This is a genomic window from Sphingobium sp. MI1205, from assembly GCF_001563285.1.
Lineage (GTDB): Bacteria > Pseudomonadota > Alphaproteobacteria > Sphingomonadales > Sphingomonadaceae > Sphingobium.
Genome location: NZ_CP005188.1, coordinates 1,323,606 through 1,338,876, shown reverse-complemented (window position 1 = coordinate 1,338,876; position 15,271 = coordinate 1,323,606). Strand labels below are relative to the sequence as shown.

14 protein-coding genes and 1 tRNA gene are annotated in these 15,271 nt (G+C 60.5%); 7 read left to right on the top strand and 8 right to left on the bottom strand.

Annotated elements, in window-relative coordinates:
- Positions 1-6: 6 nt before the first annotated feature.
- A complete protein-coding gene (locus tag K663_RS06425) occupies positions 7-297 on the top strand; it encodes an acyl carrier protein (RefSeq protein ID WP_062115562.1) in 291 nt (96 codons plus the stop codon).
- Positions 298-366: 69 nt separating this feature from the next.
- Here the strand turns inward: K663_RS06425 and trxB are convergent, their stop codons facing one another.
- The 5 genes from trxB to K663_RS06400 all read right to left on the bottom strand — a co-directional run bounded on the left by trxB (position 367) and on the right by K663_RS06400 (position 5,562).
- Positions 367-1,329, bottom strand: coding sequence for a thioredoxin-disulfide reductase (gene trxB, locus K663_RS06420; RefSeq protein WP_062115559.1), 963 nt, complete (start codon positions 1,327-1,329; stop codon positions 367-369).
- 166 nt (positions 1,330-1,495) lie between these two features.
- The gene (locus K663_RS06415) at positions 1,496-2,233 is read right to left on the bottom strand and encodes a peptidase (protein WP_062115556.1); all 738 of its coding nucleotides are present in this window, start codon (positions 2,231-2,233) and stop codon (positions 1,496-1,498) included.
- Positions 2,234-2,257: 24 nt separating this feature from the next.
- On the bottom strand, positions 2,258-3,130 hold the full coding sequence (locus K663_RS06410; protein WP_062115553.1) for a transglutaminase family protein: 873 nt from the start codon (positions 3,128-3,130) through the stop codon (positions 2,258-2,260).
- 16 nt (positions 3,131-3,146) lie between these two features.
- Positions 3,147-4,079, bottom strand: a complete 933-nt coding sequence (locus K663_RS06405) for an alpha-E domain-containing protein (protein ID WP_062115550.1) — start codon at positions 4,077-4,079, stop codon at positions 3,147-3,149.
- 73 nt (positions 4,080-4,152) lie between these two features.
- Positions 4,153-5,562: a circularly permuted type 2 ATP-grasp protein gene (locus K663_RS06400; RefSeq protein WP_062115547.1), complete on the bottom strand. Its 1,410-nt coding sequence runs from the start codon at positions 5,560-5,562 to the stop codon at positions 4,153-4,155.
- A gap of 242 nt (positions 5,563-5,804) precedes the next feature.
- Here K663_RS06400 and K663_RS06395 point away from each other — a divergent pair.
- Positions 5,805-5,881: transfer RNA gene (locus K663_RS06395), tRNA-Met, on the top strand.
- A 62-nt stretch (positions 5,882-5,943) separates the two neighbouring features.
- Here K663_RS06395 and K663_RS24290 read toward each other — a convergent pair.
- Both K663_RS24290 and K663_RS06390 read right to left on the bottom strand, forming a co-directional pair.
- Positions 5,944-6,090, bottom strand: coding sequence for a hypothetical protein (locus tag K663_RS24290; RefSeq protein ID WP_158511159.1), 147 nt, complete (start codon positions 6,088-6,090; stop codon positions 5,944-5,946).
- Between the two features lie 71 nt (positions 6,091-6,161).
- The gene (locus K663_RS06390; RefSeq protein WP_062115544.1) at positions 6,162-8,060 is read right to left on the bottom strand and encodes a potassium transporter Kup; all 1,899 of its coding nucleotides are present in this window, start codon (positions 8,058-8,060) and stop codon (positions 6,162-6,164) included.
- A 188-nt stretch (positions 8,061-8,248) separates the two neighbouring features.
- On the opposite strand from K663_RS06390, the gene K663_RS06385 reads away from it, so the two are divergent.
- From K663_RS06385 to K663_RS06370, 4 genes are all read left to right on the top strand, one after another.
- The gene (locus tag K663_RS06385; protein ID WP_062115541.1) at positions 8,249-9,475 is read left to right on the top strand and encodes an NAD(P)/FAD-dependent oxidoreductase; all 1,227 of its coding nucleotides are present in this window, start codon (positions 8,249-8,251) and stop codon (positions 9,473-9,475) included.
- A gap of 226 nt (positions 9,476-9,701) precedes the next feature.
- Positions 9,702-10,412, top strand: a complete 711-nt coding sequence (locus K663_RS06380; RefSeq protein WP_062115539.1) for a head GIN domain-containing protein — start codon at positions 9,702-9,704, stop codon at positions 10,410-10,412.
- A gap of 106 nt (positions 10,413-10,518) precedes the next feature.
- Positions 10,519-11,787 (top strand): ammonium transporter, encoded by a 1,269-nt coding sequence (locus tag K663_RS06375; RefSeq protein WP_062115535.1) that lies wholly within the window; start codon positions 10,519-10,521, stop codon positions 11,785-11,787.
- A 4-nt stretch (positions 11,788-11,791) separates the two neighbouring features.
- Entirely contained in the window at positions 11,792-12,634 is an 843-nt protein-coding gene (locus K663_RS06370) for a glycosyltransferase (protein WP_062115531.1), read from the top strand.
- Here the strand turns inward: K663_RS06370 and K663_RS06365 are convergent.
- Complete coding sequence (locus K663_RS06365) at positions 12,631-13,962, bottom strand: MFS transporter (protein ID WP_062115528.1); 1,332 nt, start codon at positions 13,960-13,962, stop codon at positions 12,631-12,633. The genes K663_RS06370 and K663_RS06365 overlap by 4 nt on opposite strands.
- Positions 13,963-14,128: 166 nt before the next feature.
- On the opposite strand from K663_RS06365, the gene cyoA reads away from it, so the two are divergent.
- On the top strand, positions 14,129-15,271 hold the full coding sequence (gene cyoA / locus K663_RS06360; RefSeq protein WP_062120462.1) for a ubiquinol oxidase subunit II: 1,143 nt from the start codon (positions 14,129-14,131) through the stop codon (positions 15,269-15,271).

Sequence of the window (15,271 nt, the reverse complement as noted above, 5' to 3'; positions counted from 1 at the left end):
CCCATCATGCGGGCAGAAACCTCTATGCCGGTCGACCGGACAACCGACGTAACAAACGCGATGCGCGATCTGCTGCGCGATGTGCTAGGGCTGGCACAGGATCGCGTGGATTCATTCGATGTGGACACGCCCCTTTTCGGCGCCCTTCCGGAACTGGATTCCATGGCGGTCGCAACGCTGCTCACCGAAATGGAAGACCGCCTCGGCATCCTGATCGAGGATGACGACATCGACGGCGAAACATTCGAGACGTTCGGTACGCTGACCACCTTTGCGAAAACGAAGGTCGGCAACTAAGCTGCGGCTACGGCCTCTTCCCGCCGAACTGAATAGAGGGCGCAAAAATGCGCCCTCCCCCTGACACGCCTATTCTGCAGCCATAGCGTCGAAGTCCGCTTCTGCGAGAAACTTCTCGACATCCAGCGCCGCCATGCAGCCCATGCCTGCAGCCGTCACAGCCTGGCGATAGATTTTATCGCTGACGTCGCCCGCTGCGAACACGCCTGAAACCGCCGTCCGCGTGGTGCCGGGCTCAACCAACAGATAACCTTCGTCCATCGGCAGCTTGCCGACGAACAATTCGGTCGCAGGCTGATGCCCAATCGCGACGAACGCGCCATCTGTTTCAATATGGGATGCTTTGCCCGTGACCGTATCGATCAGGTCCACGCCGACCAGCCCTTCCGGGTTGCCGCCACCCACGAAGCGATCGATCTTCTGGTTCCAGAGCACCTTGATATTCGGATGGGCGAACAGCCGCTGCTGCAGGATTTTTTCCGCACGCAGCGAATCGCGCCGGTGGATCAGCGTCACGTCATGACTGTGGTTGGTGAGGTACAGCGCCTCTTCAACCGCCGTGTTGCCGCCGCCGATCACGACAACCTTCTTGCCGCGGTAGAAGAACCCATCGCAGGTTGCGCAGGCAGATACGCCCTTCCCCTGCAATAGCTGCTCGCCTTCCGCGCCCAGCCATTTCGCCTGCGCGCCCGTCGCGATCACCAGGCTGTCGGCATAATAGACGGTGCCGCCATCTCCCTTCAGGCGGAACGGGCGATCGGATAGATCGACGTCCACGATCTGATCATACATCATCTTTGCGCCGACATGCTCGGCCTGAGCCTGCATCTGCTCCATAAGCCATGGACCTTGGATCACATCCCGAAAGCCAGGATAGTTTTCAACGTCGGTGGTGATGGTCAGTTGCCCGCCCGGCTGCATGCCCTGCACCACGATTGGCGCCAAGCCCGCGCGCGCGCCGTAAATGGCGGCGGAAAGGCCCGCTGGACCCGAACCGAGAATCAGCATGCGAGTAGAATGGGTAGCGGTCATCTGATGTCCCCAGCTCTTTGGATTCGTTCGTCGGGATGAAATAGGCAGCAGCGCGAGGCACGCAAGCCTGACGATGGCATCGATTTACTTGGGGGATGGGAAGATACGCCTCTTCACCACCCCACACGCCCGCAACTCAAGCAGGCACCTCCACACCCTGCGGAGATCAATCCATTACGTTGGGCAGGTCCTCAAATCCCTTGCGCAACGCCGCCGACCAGCTGTGCGACAGCAGCTGAAATTCCTCATTATCCGCTTCGATCCGCGTGCGGACGCGGAAGTCGAACTTGTCCCGCTCGATCACGTTCAGGTCCAGTGGCATGCCGACCGACAGGTTCGATCGCAGCGTCGAATCCATGGAAACCAGAACTGCCTTCGTCGCATCTTCCAGCGTCGTGTCCCGCTTTATAATGCGATCGAGGATCGGCTTGCCATATTTATGCTCGCCAATCTGGAAAAAGGGGGTGTCCTCCGTCGCCTCGATGAAATTGCCCGCCGAATAGATCAGATAAAGGCGGGGTTTTCCGCCACGGCGCTGGCCCGCCAACAGGATGGAAGCATCCGCGCCCGATCCCTGCATTTCGATCGTGCTGCGATAATGGTGCTGCATCGCGCACATGGCGTCACCGACCAGTTGGACCGCCCGATGCATCGTCGCGCAATTGAGGATGCTCTCTACTTCTGGATCAAGCTGCGAATCCTTGATCGCACGACCGACAATGGCCTTAACGCCCTGCGTAATGGACAGGTTGCCCGAACACATCAGGACCAACGCGCGTTCGCCCGGCACGCTGTAGGTAAAACTTTTCCGAAAGCGCGCGATATTGTCCATGCCCGCATTCGTGCGGGTGTCCGACAGCATGACCAGTCCCCGGTCTACTCGCACCGCCACACAATAGGTCATTGCCCAACGGGCTCCTATATCCGTTCAACCCTGCGGGATGGATGGCTGAAGGCTTTGTTGCTGCTGCCTTTGCAACTGCCTTTCTTCCACCCCTTCCTCCGCCTGCGCGATCCGGACGTCCGCGTCAATCCAGATATCGCCCGCCACCGTTACCGATCCACGGATTGGCGCCGCGGCATCGGCGTCCAGGCCTGACGCCAGACGCAAATAGCGTTCAGTCACGCAGACCCGATTGGACGGGTCGAAACCGACCCAGCCCAGATCAGGCACCAATGCCTCAACCCACGCATGGGTTTCATGCAATGCGACGCCGCCTTCAGCCAGCAGATAGCCCGTGACATAGCGCGCCGCCATGCCCAGCGCGCGCGCGCCCGCTATGAAGATTTGCGCATGGTCTTGGCATACGCCCGCTCCCAGCGCGAAAGCCTCCGCCGCCGTGGTGTTGGCCGTCGTGACTCCGCTGCGATAGGCCACCGCGTCGCTGACCGCCGCCGATAGAGAATGGAGACGCGCCAGCGCGCCGCCTGTATCGGGCAAAGACAGGGCCATGTCCCGGATCGCATCGGACATGCGGGTCAGCCGGGTTTCACGCAGAAAATAGGCATGCGGCACGCCCCCGGTTGTCCAACCGAGCACGCCGTTAGTGTCGCAGGTTTCAACCAGCCCTTCCGCCACGATAACGGCGTTATCCAACCGATCGTGCCGGATCCAGACTGCCTCCATCTCGCCAAAGCTGTTGGCGCGAAAACCATCCACGGGTTCACCATTTACGCTCACCTGCCATTCCAGCACCTTCTGCGAGCGCGTATCGGTTGGCATGAGCTTCAGCCGCATCGCCACGCGCCCAGCCGTCGCTGAATAGCGATACATGGTCTGGTGGCGGACCAGCAATTTCACGGTGTGCCTGCCCCTTTCATCCGAAATGGTAGGTTTGGGCGATCTCAGCGCCCAGCTTATTGGTCATCTGCAATCCGCTCTGCACCGTTTCATGCAGACCAACACGGAAAATCTCACCACTGTCGAGTTGCTCGATGTGGGCGACCATCTGCCGCACCGTTTCGTGACAGGTCCCGCGGCTATTGTGCCACCCCGCGAGCCGATTCAGGCGATAGTCGAGTTGATCATAGCAATAAGCGATGCTGCGGGGGAAAAGACGGTTCAGCATCAGGAAGTCGGTGATCTGCCAAGGCGTGTAGGTGCCGCCATACACGTGATGATAGGCCCGCGCTCCCGATAGTGCGTACAGCACCGACGTCCATTGATAATGGTCCCGATTGCCGCCGATAACCTCAGTCTCTGGCAGCAGCACATAATATTTGACGTCCAAAAGCCGCAGCGTCATCTGCGCCCGCTCAAGCGCCGACCCGGCGCGCAGGAAGTCGTGCCCCTCATTGCGCAACTGCCCGGAATGCGCGGCTCCGCGAAATGTCATGACACGCGTTTTTACCCAGTCGATCAGGGCCGGAAGCTGCTGCCGCGCTTCTCCAACGTCATAACTGTCCAGCTTGCGCCAGCCTTCGTTCAGCGCCTCCCACATATCCTGCGTCAGCATGGTGCGTGCCGACTTCGCGTTCGCGCGGGCCTTGAGCAGACAGGATCGAATCGAACTGGCATTGTCCGGATCCAGCATCAGGTAGGAAACAGCGTCGCTCTCCGTCACCTGCACGCCTTCGGGAAAGCTGCCACCGTTGCCTGTTGCCCGTACCACCGATCGCCATTCGTCCCGATGGTGCGCGCCGGGCAGGATCGCCATGCGCTGCCCCATGGTCAGCAGGCGCGCGGTAGCCTCTGCTCGTTCCATGTAGCGCGCCATCCAGAACAGATTTTCCGCTGTACGGCTCAGCATGCGCCGTTCCTCTCCGCCGTTCGGCCCGGAGCACGCTGGGACGATACCGAAGTGCGCGCGCTATTCATGTCGATCAATCCTGCAACACCCACGTATCCTTCACCCCCCCGCCCTGACTGGAGTTCACCACCAGCGATCCTTCGGTCAGCGCGACACGGGTGAGGCCGCCGGGCACCAGTCGGATCTGCTTGCCGACGAGGCAATAAGGTCGGAAATCTGCATGCCGCCCAACGACCGTCGCCGGCCCCAGCGTTGGGACGGTCGAAAGGTCCAAGGTCGGCTGCGCGATGAACTCGCCCGGATTGGCCCGGATGCGCTCCGCATAAGCGGCGATCTCATCCTTGGTGGATTTAGGACCGATCAGCATTCCATAGCCGCCAGACCCGTGAACCTCCTTTGCGACCAGTTCGTGCAGATGCTCCAGCACATAGGCGCATTCGTCGGGCTTGCTGCATTGCCACGTCTGGATATTGTCCAGGATCGGCTGCTCGCCCAAATAGAAGCGGATCATTTCGGGCACATAGATATAGACCGCCTTGTCGTCCGCAATCCCGGCACCAGGAGCCGAGGCCAGCGTCACCCCGCCGCGGCGATAGACGTTAAAAATACCTGGAATGCCGAGCATACTGTCTGGACGAAACACCAGTGGATCGAGATATTCGTCGTCGATCCGCCGATAAATAACGTCCACCTGCTTGGGACCGAGCGTCGTCTTCATCCAGACGCGCTCATCATCGACGAACAGGTCCGCCGGCTCGACCAGTTCGATGCCCATCAGGTCGGCTAGGAAGCTATGCTCATAATAGGCGCTGTTAAGCGATCCTGGTGTGAGCAGCACGACCACCGGATCGCCCTTGCACGCGGGAGGTGCAACCTCCTTCAGACTCTTGAGCAGTTCGGCGGGATAATCGTCCACCGGCGCCACCAGCCCCTGACCAAACAGCTCGGGAAACATGCGCGTCATGATCTCTCGATTCTCGAGCATGTAGGAAACACCCGAGGGAGTGCGGCAATTATCCTCCAGCACCTCGAAGCGTGACGGTCCCGTCCGGACAATATCGATGCCGACAATGTGGCTGTAAACTTTTCCAGGCGGCGAAAAGTTCGCCATTTCAGCGAGATATGCGCTATTCTGATAGATAATGTCGGCAGGCATGATCCCCGCTTTCACGATTTCGCCCCGGTGATAGACATCGTGCAAAAACGCATTCAATGCCCGCGCCCGCTGGCGAATGCCCCGATCAAGCACACGCCACTCCTGCGCGGTGAAGATGCGTGGCAGGAGGTCGAACGGGATCAACCGCTCTGGGTCCCCACCCTCGCCATAGACGGCGAAGGTTATCCCGATCCTGCGGAAAATCGCCTCAGCTTCATCCAATCGACGGTTAAGCCCGGCAATGCCAGTCCGCTCTACCCAATTCTGCACTTCCGCGTAGCAAGGGCGTATCGAACCATCGGGCTCAAACATTTCCTGGAAGGGCAAAGCGTCAATCCTCCCTCGGGGACGATCCCCGGTTGTGCATTGCAGCATAGTGCAATGTGACGGAATGATTGCAAGCGCAAATGACGATCGCCGCCCCGACGGTGCCATCTTTTTCGGCGATGGAGCTACCCCGAGCATGGAAAGAGATTTTGTGCGCGACCTGCCAAACCCCGTTGACCCCACCAACTGCTCTGCTTATAGCGCGCCCACCGCAGGGAACGACGTTCCAGCGCAGCCCATGGGGCGGAGTAGCTCAGCTGGTTAGAGCAGCGGAATCATAATCCGCGTGTCGGGGGTTCAAGTCCCTCCTCCGCTACCATTTTACATCCATGACTGGGACAGCCATCCGCAGCGGCGATGTAATCCTCTCTCTACCTGCGATCAGCTAACGCAACGCGGCCCCTCGAGCTTCAGGGTCCATTTCAGCGCCCCCAGGAAGATGGCCTGATGTGCAGGCTCGGCATAGGATTGCCAATTCAACACTACCGATACCGCGACGAAGCCAGCAGCGACCAGCAGCGTCCACATCGCTATCTTTCTGATAATGGAAAACTCGAAAACTGCCCCATCTATGCGCGGATTCCAGCGTTACGCAGGTTTCAGATTTCCAGTTGCGAGCCCAGCTCGACCACCCGGTTAGTCGGCAGCTTGAAGAAGGCCATTGGGCTTTCTGCGTTTCGCACCATCCAGGCAAAGAGCCGCTCGCGCCAGATCGCCATCCCGGGCCGCGAAGACGGAACGAGCGTCTCACGGCTAAGAAAATAGCTGGTGTCGGCAACACTAATCGGTCCGCCACAATCATGGACTGCTTTCATGGCTGCCGGGACATCGACACTCTCCATGAAACCATGACGCAGAATCAGGCGATAAAAGCCTACCCCATAAGCTTCCGCGCTCGTGCGCCCTTCAAAAGGCAGATGCGGTACGTCTTCTGTCCGCACCGTCAGAATGATATTGCGTTCGTGCAGGATGCGGTTGTGCTTCACATTGTGGAGCAAGGCAGGAGGGACGCCCTCCGTCGTCGATGACAGAAAAATGGCCGTCCCCGGCACCCGTTTCAGCGAAGCGCCTGCCGATTTGATGAACAGCTCCAGATCCATCGCGTCGTCGCGCAGATAGTTGCGCATGATCCGCCGTCCCGTCGCCCAGGTTGTCAGGATCAGGAAGCATACCGCCGCCACCAACAGCGGGAACCAACCGCCATCGGGAATCTTGGTGGCGTTCGACAGGAAATAGGCGCCATCGATTACAAGGAACAGGCCGGTTACAGCACCCGCCAGAAACGGGTTCCAGCGCCATACGCTAAAGGTCAGTACGCCCATCATACAGGTCGTAATCAGCATCGTGCCGGTGACCGCGATACCGTAGGCAGCTGCCAGGTTGCTGGAACTGCCAAAGCCCAGAACGAGCAGGATGACGAGAACCAACAATGTCCAGTTGATCAGAGGCATATAGACTTGCCCAGCGGCCGACGCACTTGTGTGCAGGATGCGCAAGCGCGGCAGGAATCCCAGCTGCACAGCTTGGCGCGTCACGGAAAAGGCACCCGAAATGACCGCCTGACTGGCGATCACCGTCGCCAGCGTCGCCAGAATCACCAACGGCAACCGCGCCCATTCCGGGGCCAAGAGGAAGAAGGGGTTCTGGGCAGCCTCCGGTTGATCCAGCAACAGCGCGCCTTGCCCTAGATAATTCAGCATCAGGCAGGGTAGCGCCGCATATAGCCAGGCGATGCTGATCGCCCTACGCCCGAAATGCCCCATGTCGGCGTAAAGCGCCTCTGCCCCCGTCACCGCAAGCACCACCGATCCAAGCGCCAGGAAGGCAAGCTTGGGATCGATCTGGAAGAAATGCAGCGCCCACCATGGGTTGATGATCAGGATGATCTCTGGATGCCGGATAATATTGGCTATGCCCAATATCGCGAGCACCAGGAAATAAACCGCCATAACGGGGCCGAACAACGCGCCGACCCTTGCCGTGCCGAAGCTCTGGATCACGAAGAGCGCGATCAGGATCACGATCGCGACGGGCAGGACCAGAGGAGTCAACCCCGCCTGCACGACCGTCAACCCCTCTACCGCCGACAGCACCGAGATTGCGGGCGTGATAATGGCATCGCCATAGAACAGCGCCGTAGCCAGCACGCCCAGCACCGCAACGGCTGGCGTCCAGCGCGTCTCTCCCATCCGGCGTCCGATCAGCGCCAGCAGGGCCATGCTGCCGCCTTCGCCGCTATTGTCTGCGCGCATGACGATGAACACATATTTGACCGTCACGACCAGCATCATGGTCCAGAAGATCAACGATAGAACACCATAGATGTGAACGGGATCGACAGCCAATGGATGATGGCCGACGAAACTTTCCTTCAGTGCATAAAGCGGGGACGTGCCGATGTCGCCGAACACCACCCCCAAGGCGCCAAACGCCAGCGAAGGTAACGAGCCATGCTCACCACGGGCGTCAGTACTCGTACTTACGTCATTGCCAGCCATCAGGCAGAAAGTCCCCAGTCCGCGCAATGCCTATGCCACAGACTTAGGCGGTGACGCCATGGGGCGAAGGCGCGACCCATGAAATTAATATCGCTGGCCTTTAGGGCGAATCTCCGCCCTGCCCCTTGTCAGCCCCTGGAAAGCGCGCCAATGACGGCAGCAACATGGATTGAGGGGATTGCTGGCCGATGAGCCATTATGACGTTTTGATCGTTGGCGCGGGGCACGCCGGCGCGCAGGCAGCCATTGCGCTTCGTCAATTGGGCTTTGAAGGTTCGGTCGCCATGATCGGCGATGAAAAAGACCCACCTTATGAGCGGCCGCCGTTGTCCAAGGAGTATTTTGCGGGCGAAAAGAGCTTCGAACGCATCCTGATCCGACCAGCCAGCTTTTGGGACGACCGAAAAATCGACATGCTGCTCGGCCGTCGGGTCAAGGCCATCGATCCTGTGGCCAAGACCGTCACCGCCGGCGGCGAACAAATTGGCTATGACAAACTCATCTGGTGCACCGGCGGCAGCCCCCGGATGCTGACCTGCAATGGTGCCGACGCTGAAAATGTCCACGCCGTGCGCCGCCGCGACGATGTCGATGCGATGATGGCGAAGCTTGACCGGATCAACCATGTCACGGTGATCGGCGGCGGCTATATTGGACTGGAAGCAGCGGCTGTCCTCAGCAAGTTTGGCAAGAAGGTCGTGCTGCTTGAGGCGCTGGACCGCGTTCTCGCACGCGTCGCGGGGGAAGAACTGTCCCGCTTCTACGAGGCCGAGCACCGCGCGCATGGGGTTGATCTGCGTACTGGCGCGAAGATGGACTGCATCGAGGTGACAGACGGCAAGGCTACCGCCGTGTTGATGCAGGATGGTGAGCGGATCGAAACCGACATGGTTATCGTCGGCATCGGCATCATCCCCGAAACCGGTCCGCTGATCGCGGCGGGCGCCGCAGGTGGCAATGGCGTCGATGTCGATGAATATTGCCGCACCAGCCTGCCCGACATCTATGCTGTCGGTGATTGCGCGTCTCATGCCAATCGCTTCGCCCGCGGCGCACAGATCCGGCTCGAATCGGTCCAGAACGCCAATGATCAGGCGAAAACGGCGGTGCAGCATATCCTGGGCAAGGAAGAAGCATATGACGCCGTGCCGTGGTTCTGGTCGAACCAATATGATCTGAAGCTGCAGACGGTCGGGCTGTCGATAGGCCATGACCACACCATTTTGCGCGGCGATCCCGCAACGCGCAGCTTCTCGGTCCTTTATATGAAGGCGGGCAAGCTGATCGCCCTTGATTGCGTCAATGCGGTCAAGGATTATGTGCAGGGCCGCGCCCATGTGGTCTCGGGCGCGCTACTCGACCAGGCACAGCTCGCCGACGCCTCCGTGCCGCTCAAGGAAGTGGGCCTCGCCTGAATACCTCTCTCCTATCTTGACGACTTCTGATTATCAGGCTGACGGCTTCTCAGCCTGATAATCAGGGCGCAAGGCTGGCTCGCGTCATCAAAGGGCGAATGACAGATATTCGCCCGCCTTGCCTGCCACCCGGCCGGTAAGCAGAAACGAGCCGTCATCGGCACTTGCCGCCTGCGCAGGCCACGCTATCACCCTGACAGGGAAAGTTTTCAAGAAAGGCCGGGTCATGACGGGCGAACAAAGGATATGCCTATGGTCGCTTGCTCCCTTTGCACTCGCGTCCTCGGCTCCTGCGGCAGCGGCAACGCATGGCTATACTATCACCAGCTTCGATGCGATCCGCGTCGATGCTCCGGTCGAAGTGATCATCACCACGGGCGCAGGCCCCTCCGCGCGTGCAGAGGGCGATCAGTCACTGCTCGACCGTCTCAAGGTGGAGGTGTCTGGACGCCTACTGACCGTTCGCTTGGGCCGCCCCCAACCGGGTGAAAAGACAGGCGGTCGCGCCACGTTGCGACTGTCCACCGGCTCGCTGGCAAGGCTGGTGCTGACGGGCGGCGGCTCCGTGTCCGTCAATCGGATGAAGGGGTTGCGCGGGGACATCATACTGGGCGGCAACGGCGACGTCAGTGTCGCTGCGGTCGATGTCGATCAACTGAACCTTGGCCTTGCGGGTGCAGGCCGGGCTACGCTGGCAGGCAGGGCGGCGACGGCATCGCTGCGGTTAAACGGCCCGGGAGCGGTCGAGGCCGAGAGCCTGCGTGTTCGGCAGGCGACGGTCAGCAATGACGGCCCGGGAAATGTCATGGTAACGGCAGAGGTGACAGCTGAAATATCGGCCTCCGGCTCCGGCGACGTGACGATAATGGGCAAAGCCGCCTGTCAGGTCGATAATCGCGGCACCGGCCGCATATCCTGTGGCGGTGAAAACTATTAGTCGCGCAATCTGTTCGCGTGCATCCTGGTTCTCCCCGCCTTCCTTATCAAAGTCTTTACCGCGCGCCCGCTAGCATCAAGGCAATCTGAAACAGCCGGATTGCCTCATGTTCGCCCGTTGCCTCCTGCTCTTCCTTTTTTTGGCCGCGCCTCAAACCGCGAACGCGCAGGTTCCCGTCGCGGACAGCGGCGACACCGGCTGGATGATCATATGTGCACTGCTGATCCTGTTTGCCGCTCTACCGGGCCTGCTGCTGCGCCATGCGGGGCTGGTCAATGTGCGCAGCGCCCTTTCCACAGCCTTGCAGGGCATTGCCGTTGCTGCGGGGGCATCGCTGGCATGGGCGATCGCTGGATACAGCTTGTCCTACGCACCCGGAACCACTTGGCTGGGTGGCGGCGCCAACCTGTTCCTCGCCAATCTAAGTTCGCTGCGTGAAGGGCTGACCGTTCCTGAATCCGCCTTCGCCCTGTTCCAGATGGCTCTTGCGCTACTGGCCGCCTGCCTCCTTCCTGGCGCTGTGGCCGAGCGCGCGAGGTTCGGATGGATTGCAGGGCTTGCGCCGCTATGGCTGCTCATCGTCTACGCCCCGGTGGTACATGCCGTCTGGGGTGGGGGTTGGCTCGCAGACCTCGGCGTCATGGACTTCGCGGGCAGCCTCGTCGTTCACACAAGCGCGGGGTTTTCCGCGCTTGCCTTATCGGTGATCCTCGGCAGGCGCCGGACGCCGGGCACCGTCAGTCATGCACCGCTGCTCAGCCTTGCGGGTGGCGCGCTGGTCTGGATCGGCTGGGCGGGCGTGGTTGGTGGATGGGCGCTGGGCGCGACCGACTCCGCCGCCACCGCCATCCTCAACATGCATTTTGCCGCCTGCACCGGGGCACTAACCTGGATGCTCATCGATCGCGTCGCCACGGGGCGCGTGAGCCCCAGAGGTGCATTTGCCGGCGCTCTTGCGGGCCTTGTCGCCATATCTGCTTCGGCCCCGCTCATTGGCACAGGTGGCGCAATGCTGATCGGCGCGATCTCCGCCCTTCTGTGCCGGGCGGGTAAGGCCATGCTTGCAAACCGCATCGATGACCCGGCGGACGTCTTCCTGCTTCACGGCGTCGGTGGCCTGATCGGTACGCTTCTGCTGCCGCTGTTCGTCCAGCCGCTTCTTGGCGGCGTAGGGTATGAAGGGGACATCAGCATTTCCGCTGCCATGCTGAGCCAGCTTTCGGGCGTTGCTATCGTCGCGCTGTGGTCGATGGCAGGGACAGCTATCGCAGCACTTCTGCTCTCCGTCATGCTCCCGATGCGTATCAGTGCACAGCAGGCTGCAAGCGGCCTTGATCAGATCGATCATGGGCAGCAGGGCTGGGATTTCCGTTAAAGCCATGGGGACTGCCGTCGGCATCTTCGCATATCAGGAAGAGCGGCGAATTGGCGTCTGCCTTTCCTCGCTGCCCCTGGATCGCCCAGACACAATCTATCATGTGCTGGTGAACGGATCGACTGACGCTACCGCCGCCCAAGCGCGCAGCGCTGCGGATGGAAGATCCAATGTGCTGGTCCACGACATCGCTGCAGGCGGCAAATCGCGGACCTGGAACCACTTCGTCCACGATCTGCTGATCGGGAACGATCAGGCTGTCATCTTCCTTGATGGCGACGCGGAAATCGCGCCGGGTTCGATCGACAGCCTGGTACGGACCCTTGAGAGAAAAGGCGTAAATGCAGCTTCAGCCATGCCTCTCAATGGTCGCCTGGCATCCCGATACCGCGACATGCTGCGCGAGGAAGGCGGCCTGTTTGGCGATCTATATGCGCTGTCAGGCGACTTCGTGAACCGTGTTCGGGCGCGCGGATTGCGGCTTCCCGAAGACCTGATCGGCGATGATGGGCTTGTCGCGGCCTGGGCACATACCGATCTGTCGACTGATGCTGCATGGGAGCGCAAACGCATTGCCACCTGCGAGGATGCGGGTTTCTTCTGTGAGCCGGTCCGGCTCGCCAGCCCGCTGACGTGGAAGATGCAATATTGCCGCATGATCAACTATTCGGTTCGCTTCTTCCAGAACCGGATCGTGTCTGACATCATGGGGCGGGACGGGCCGGGCGGTCTGCCCCATGAACTTCGCGTCCTCTATCCCTCATGGCTTCCTCGCTTTGCCCCTCGTCCCGGCCCCACTGGCTTGTTCGATCGAAAGGCGCTCGCACGGATGCGGCAGGCGATTTAGCGATCCTTGCCCGCCAGTTCCTTGTTGATGAACAGCGCAAGGCCGGTGACGATCGCACCCGAAAGCAAATATACGCCGGACGCCGCCAGACCAAAGGTCACTGACAGCGCCAGCGCCACTAACGGTGCGAAGCCCGCACCCACCAGCCAGGCCAGATCGGACGTCAAGGCCGACCCCGTATAGCGGGTCGCGGTCGAGAAGTTGGACGCCACCACGCCCGACGACTGCCCAAAGCTTAGCCCCAGAAGCATGAAGCCAAGAATCATGAACGCAATCTCGGCCAATTCGCCACCATTCAGAAGCAGAGGCGCCGCGATGCTGAATATACCGATGCCAAGCGCCGACCAGGCCAGCAGCTTGCGCCGCCCGACCATGTCTGCAACGAACCCCGAAACCACGATCGCCAGAATGCCAACGCTGGCCCCAATCGCCTCGATCACCAGGAACCGCTCCAGCGGCTGCTTCGTGTAAAGCGCGATCCACGACAGCGGAAACACGGACACCATGTGAAACAGCGCGAAGCTGGCCAACGGGGCGAATGCACCGATGACGATGTTACGCCCTTCGCTCCGCACCGTTTCCAGCACGGGCGAAGGCTGCAACTCACGAGCTTCAAACAACCGTTCGAACTCATGCGTCACCACAATCCGCAACCGTGCGAACAGCGCCACGACGTTGATCGCGAACGCCACGAAGAAGGGATAGCGCCACCCCCAATCAAGGAAATCCGCCCGAGAGAGCACTGACAGGAAGAAAGCGAACAGGCCGCTCGCCACCACCAACGCCATTGGCGCCCCAAGCTGCGGCATCATCGCATACCAGCCGCGCTTGTTCTGCGGCGCATTGAGCGACAACAGTGACGCGAGGCCGTCCCAGGTCCCACCCAGCGCGATCCCCTGCCCCGCCCGAAACACGGCCAACAGAACGGCAGACCAGATGCCGATGGTCTCATATCCAGGCAGGAAGGCGATAAAGGCGGTTGATCCACCCAGCAGAAACAGCGCGATAGTCAATTTCACCCCCCTCCCATGGGCACGATCCACCGCCATGAAGATGAAAGAACCAATCGGCCGCGTGATGAAGGCCAGCGCAAAGATAGCGAAGGACCAGAGCGTGCCAGCCAGCGGGGAGAGATTGGGAAAGACATGCGCCGGAAAGACGATGCAGGACGCGATCGCGTAAACGAAAAAATCGAAAAATTCCGATGTTCGCCCGATGATGACGCCAATTGCGATCTCTCCGGGGGCAACCTTGTGATCCCGCGCGGTTACGAGACGCGCGTCGCGCTCCAGTGATGTGGACGATGGAGTGGTGGTCGCGGCGTTCATCGGGGATAGCAAGCCTTCATGCTGCGGGAACGATCCATGCCAACATTCGTCGCAGCATAGCGAATCATCCCGGTGATCGACAGGCCATTGCCCTATTTCGCACCCGCGAGGGGATAGGACAAAACGTCCAATGTCGATCCCGAAGCACCCCTCCTATGCGGGCTTCATGACCGCACGCCTCGCTCCCGTACCAGCTGCATTTTTGCGCCGATTCGCGCCCTTTTTGCTGCTTCCGCTGGGGGCGTGCGACTGGGTGGTCATGTCGCCCTCCGGCGATGTCGCAATGCAGCAACGCGACCTGATCGTGATTTCCACGCTGCTGATGCTGCTCATCATCCTGCCGGTGATGGCCATGACGATATGGTTCGCATGGCGCTACCGGGAAAAGGCGCAGGCGAAGGACTATGATCCCGATTGGGATCACTCGACCAGCCTTGAACTGCTGATCTGGTCGGCCCCGCTGCTGATCATCATCGCGCTGGGTGCAATCACCTGGACCAGCACGCACCTGCTCGATCCCTACCGCCCGATCGAGCGCCTGGATGCCGACCGCAAGGTCGAACCATCGGCAAAGCGGCTGCAGGTCGAAGTCGTCGCCCTCGACTGGAAATGGCTGTTCATCTACCCGGAACTGGGGATCGCGACCGTCAACGAACTGGCCGCCCCGATCGACCAGCCGATCGAATTCAAGATCACCTCATCCACCCTGATGAACAGCTTCTTCGTCCCCGCACTCGCAGGGCAGATCTATGCAATGCCCGGCATGCAGACGGTGCTGCACGCCGTCGCCAACAAACCGGGTAATTTCGAAGGCTTCTCCGCGAACTATTCGGGCGCAGGCTTTTCCAACATGCGCTTCAGGTTCAAGGCAATGGACCAGGCGGGCTTTGAAAATTGGGTCGCCAAGGTCAAGGCAAGCGGCGCCAAGCTGGATCGCGCCACTTATGTAAAGCTGGAGCAGCCGAGCGAAAAAGTGCCGCCGATGTACTTTGCCGGCGTTGAACCGAAGCTGTTCCACGCTGCGCTCAACATGTGCGCCCAGACGGGCAAGCGCTGCATGGATGAGGTCATGATGACTGACATAATGGGTGGCGCAGGCAAGGAGTCGGCACGCGATACACAAGGCCTGCGTCATGACGGCACGATCGACGTCGGCGGATACCACCCTGTCGAGCCAGGCAAGAAAGGCGAGATCGCTCAGCCTGCAGGCATGACCCCGGCAGCAGAAAAAACACCCGCTGCGCAAGGCAATGAAGCGCCCGGCCAAAAGGACGCCGATCACGCAGGACATCATGGCCATGGCATATAG

Bases quoted from the DNA above. Each gene is read 5' to 3' on its own strand.
- K663_RS06365 (WP_062115528.1), bottom strand. From the start codon at position 13,962: ATGAACGCCGCGACCACCACTCCATCGTCCACATCACTGGAGCGCGAC.
- K663_RS06390 (WP_062115544.1), bottom strand. From the start codon at position 8,060: ATGGCTGGCAATGACGTAAGTACGAGTACTGACGCCCGTGGTGAGCAT.
- K663_RS06415 (WP_062115556.1), bottom strand. From the start codon at position 2,233: ATGACCTATTGTGTGGCGGTGCGAGTAGACCGGGGACTGGTCATGCTG.
- K663_RS06425 (WP_062115562.1), top strand. From the start codon at position 7: ATGCGGGCAGAAACCTCTATGCCGGTCGACCGGACAACCGACGTAACA.
- cyoA (WP_062120462.1), top strand. From the start codon at position 14,129: ATGACCGCACGCCTCGCTCCCGTACCAGCTGCATTTTTGCGCCGATTC.
- K663_RS06380 (WP_062115539.1), top strand. From the start codon at position 9,702: ATGACGGGCGAACAAAGGATATGCCTATGGTCGCTTGCTCCCTTTGCA.
- K663_RS24290 (WP_158511159.1), bottom strand. From the start codon at position 6,090: ATGTGGACGCTGCTGGTCGCTGCTGGCTTCGTCGCGGTATCGGTAGTG.
- K663_RS06385 (WP_062115541.1), top strand. From the start codon at position 8,249: ATGAGCCATTATGACGTTTTGATCGTTGGCGCGGGGCACGCCGGCGCG.
- K663_RS06375 (WP_062115535.1), top strand. From the start codon at position 10,519: ATGTTCGCCCGTTGCCTCCTGCTCTTCCTTTTTTTGGCCGCGCCTCAA.
- K663_RS06370 (WP_062115531.1), top strand. From the start codon at position 11,792: ATGGGGACTGCCGTCGGCATCTTCGCATATCAGGAAGAGCGGCGAATT.
- K663_RS06405 (WP_062115550.1), bottom strand. From the start codon at position 4,079: ATGCTGAGCCGTACAGCGGAAAATCTGTTCTGGATGGCGCGCTACATG.
- trxB (WP_062115559.1), bottom strand. From the start codon at position 1,329: ATGACCGCTACCCATTCTACTCGCATGCTGATTCTCGGTTCGGGTCCA.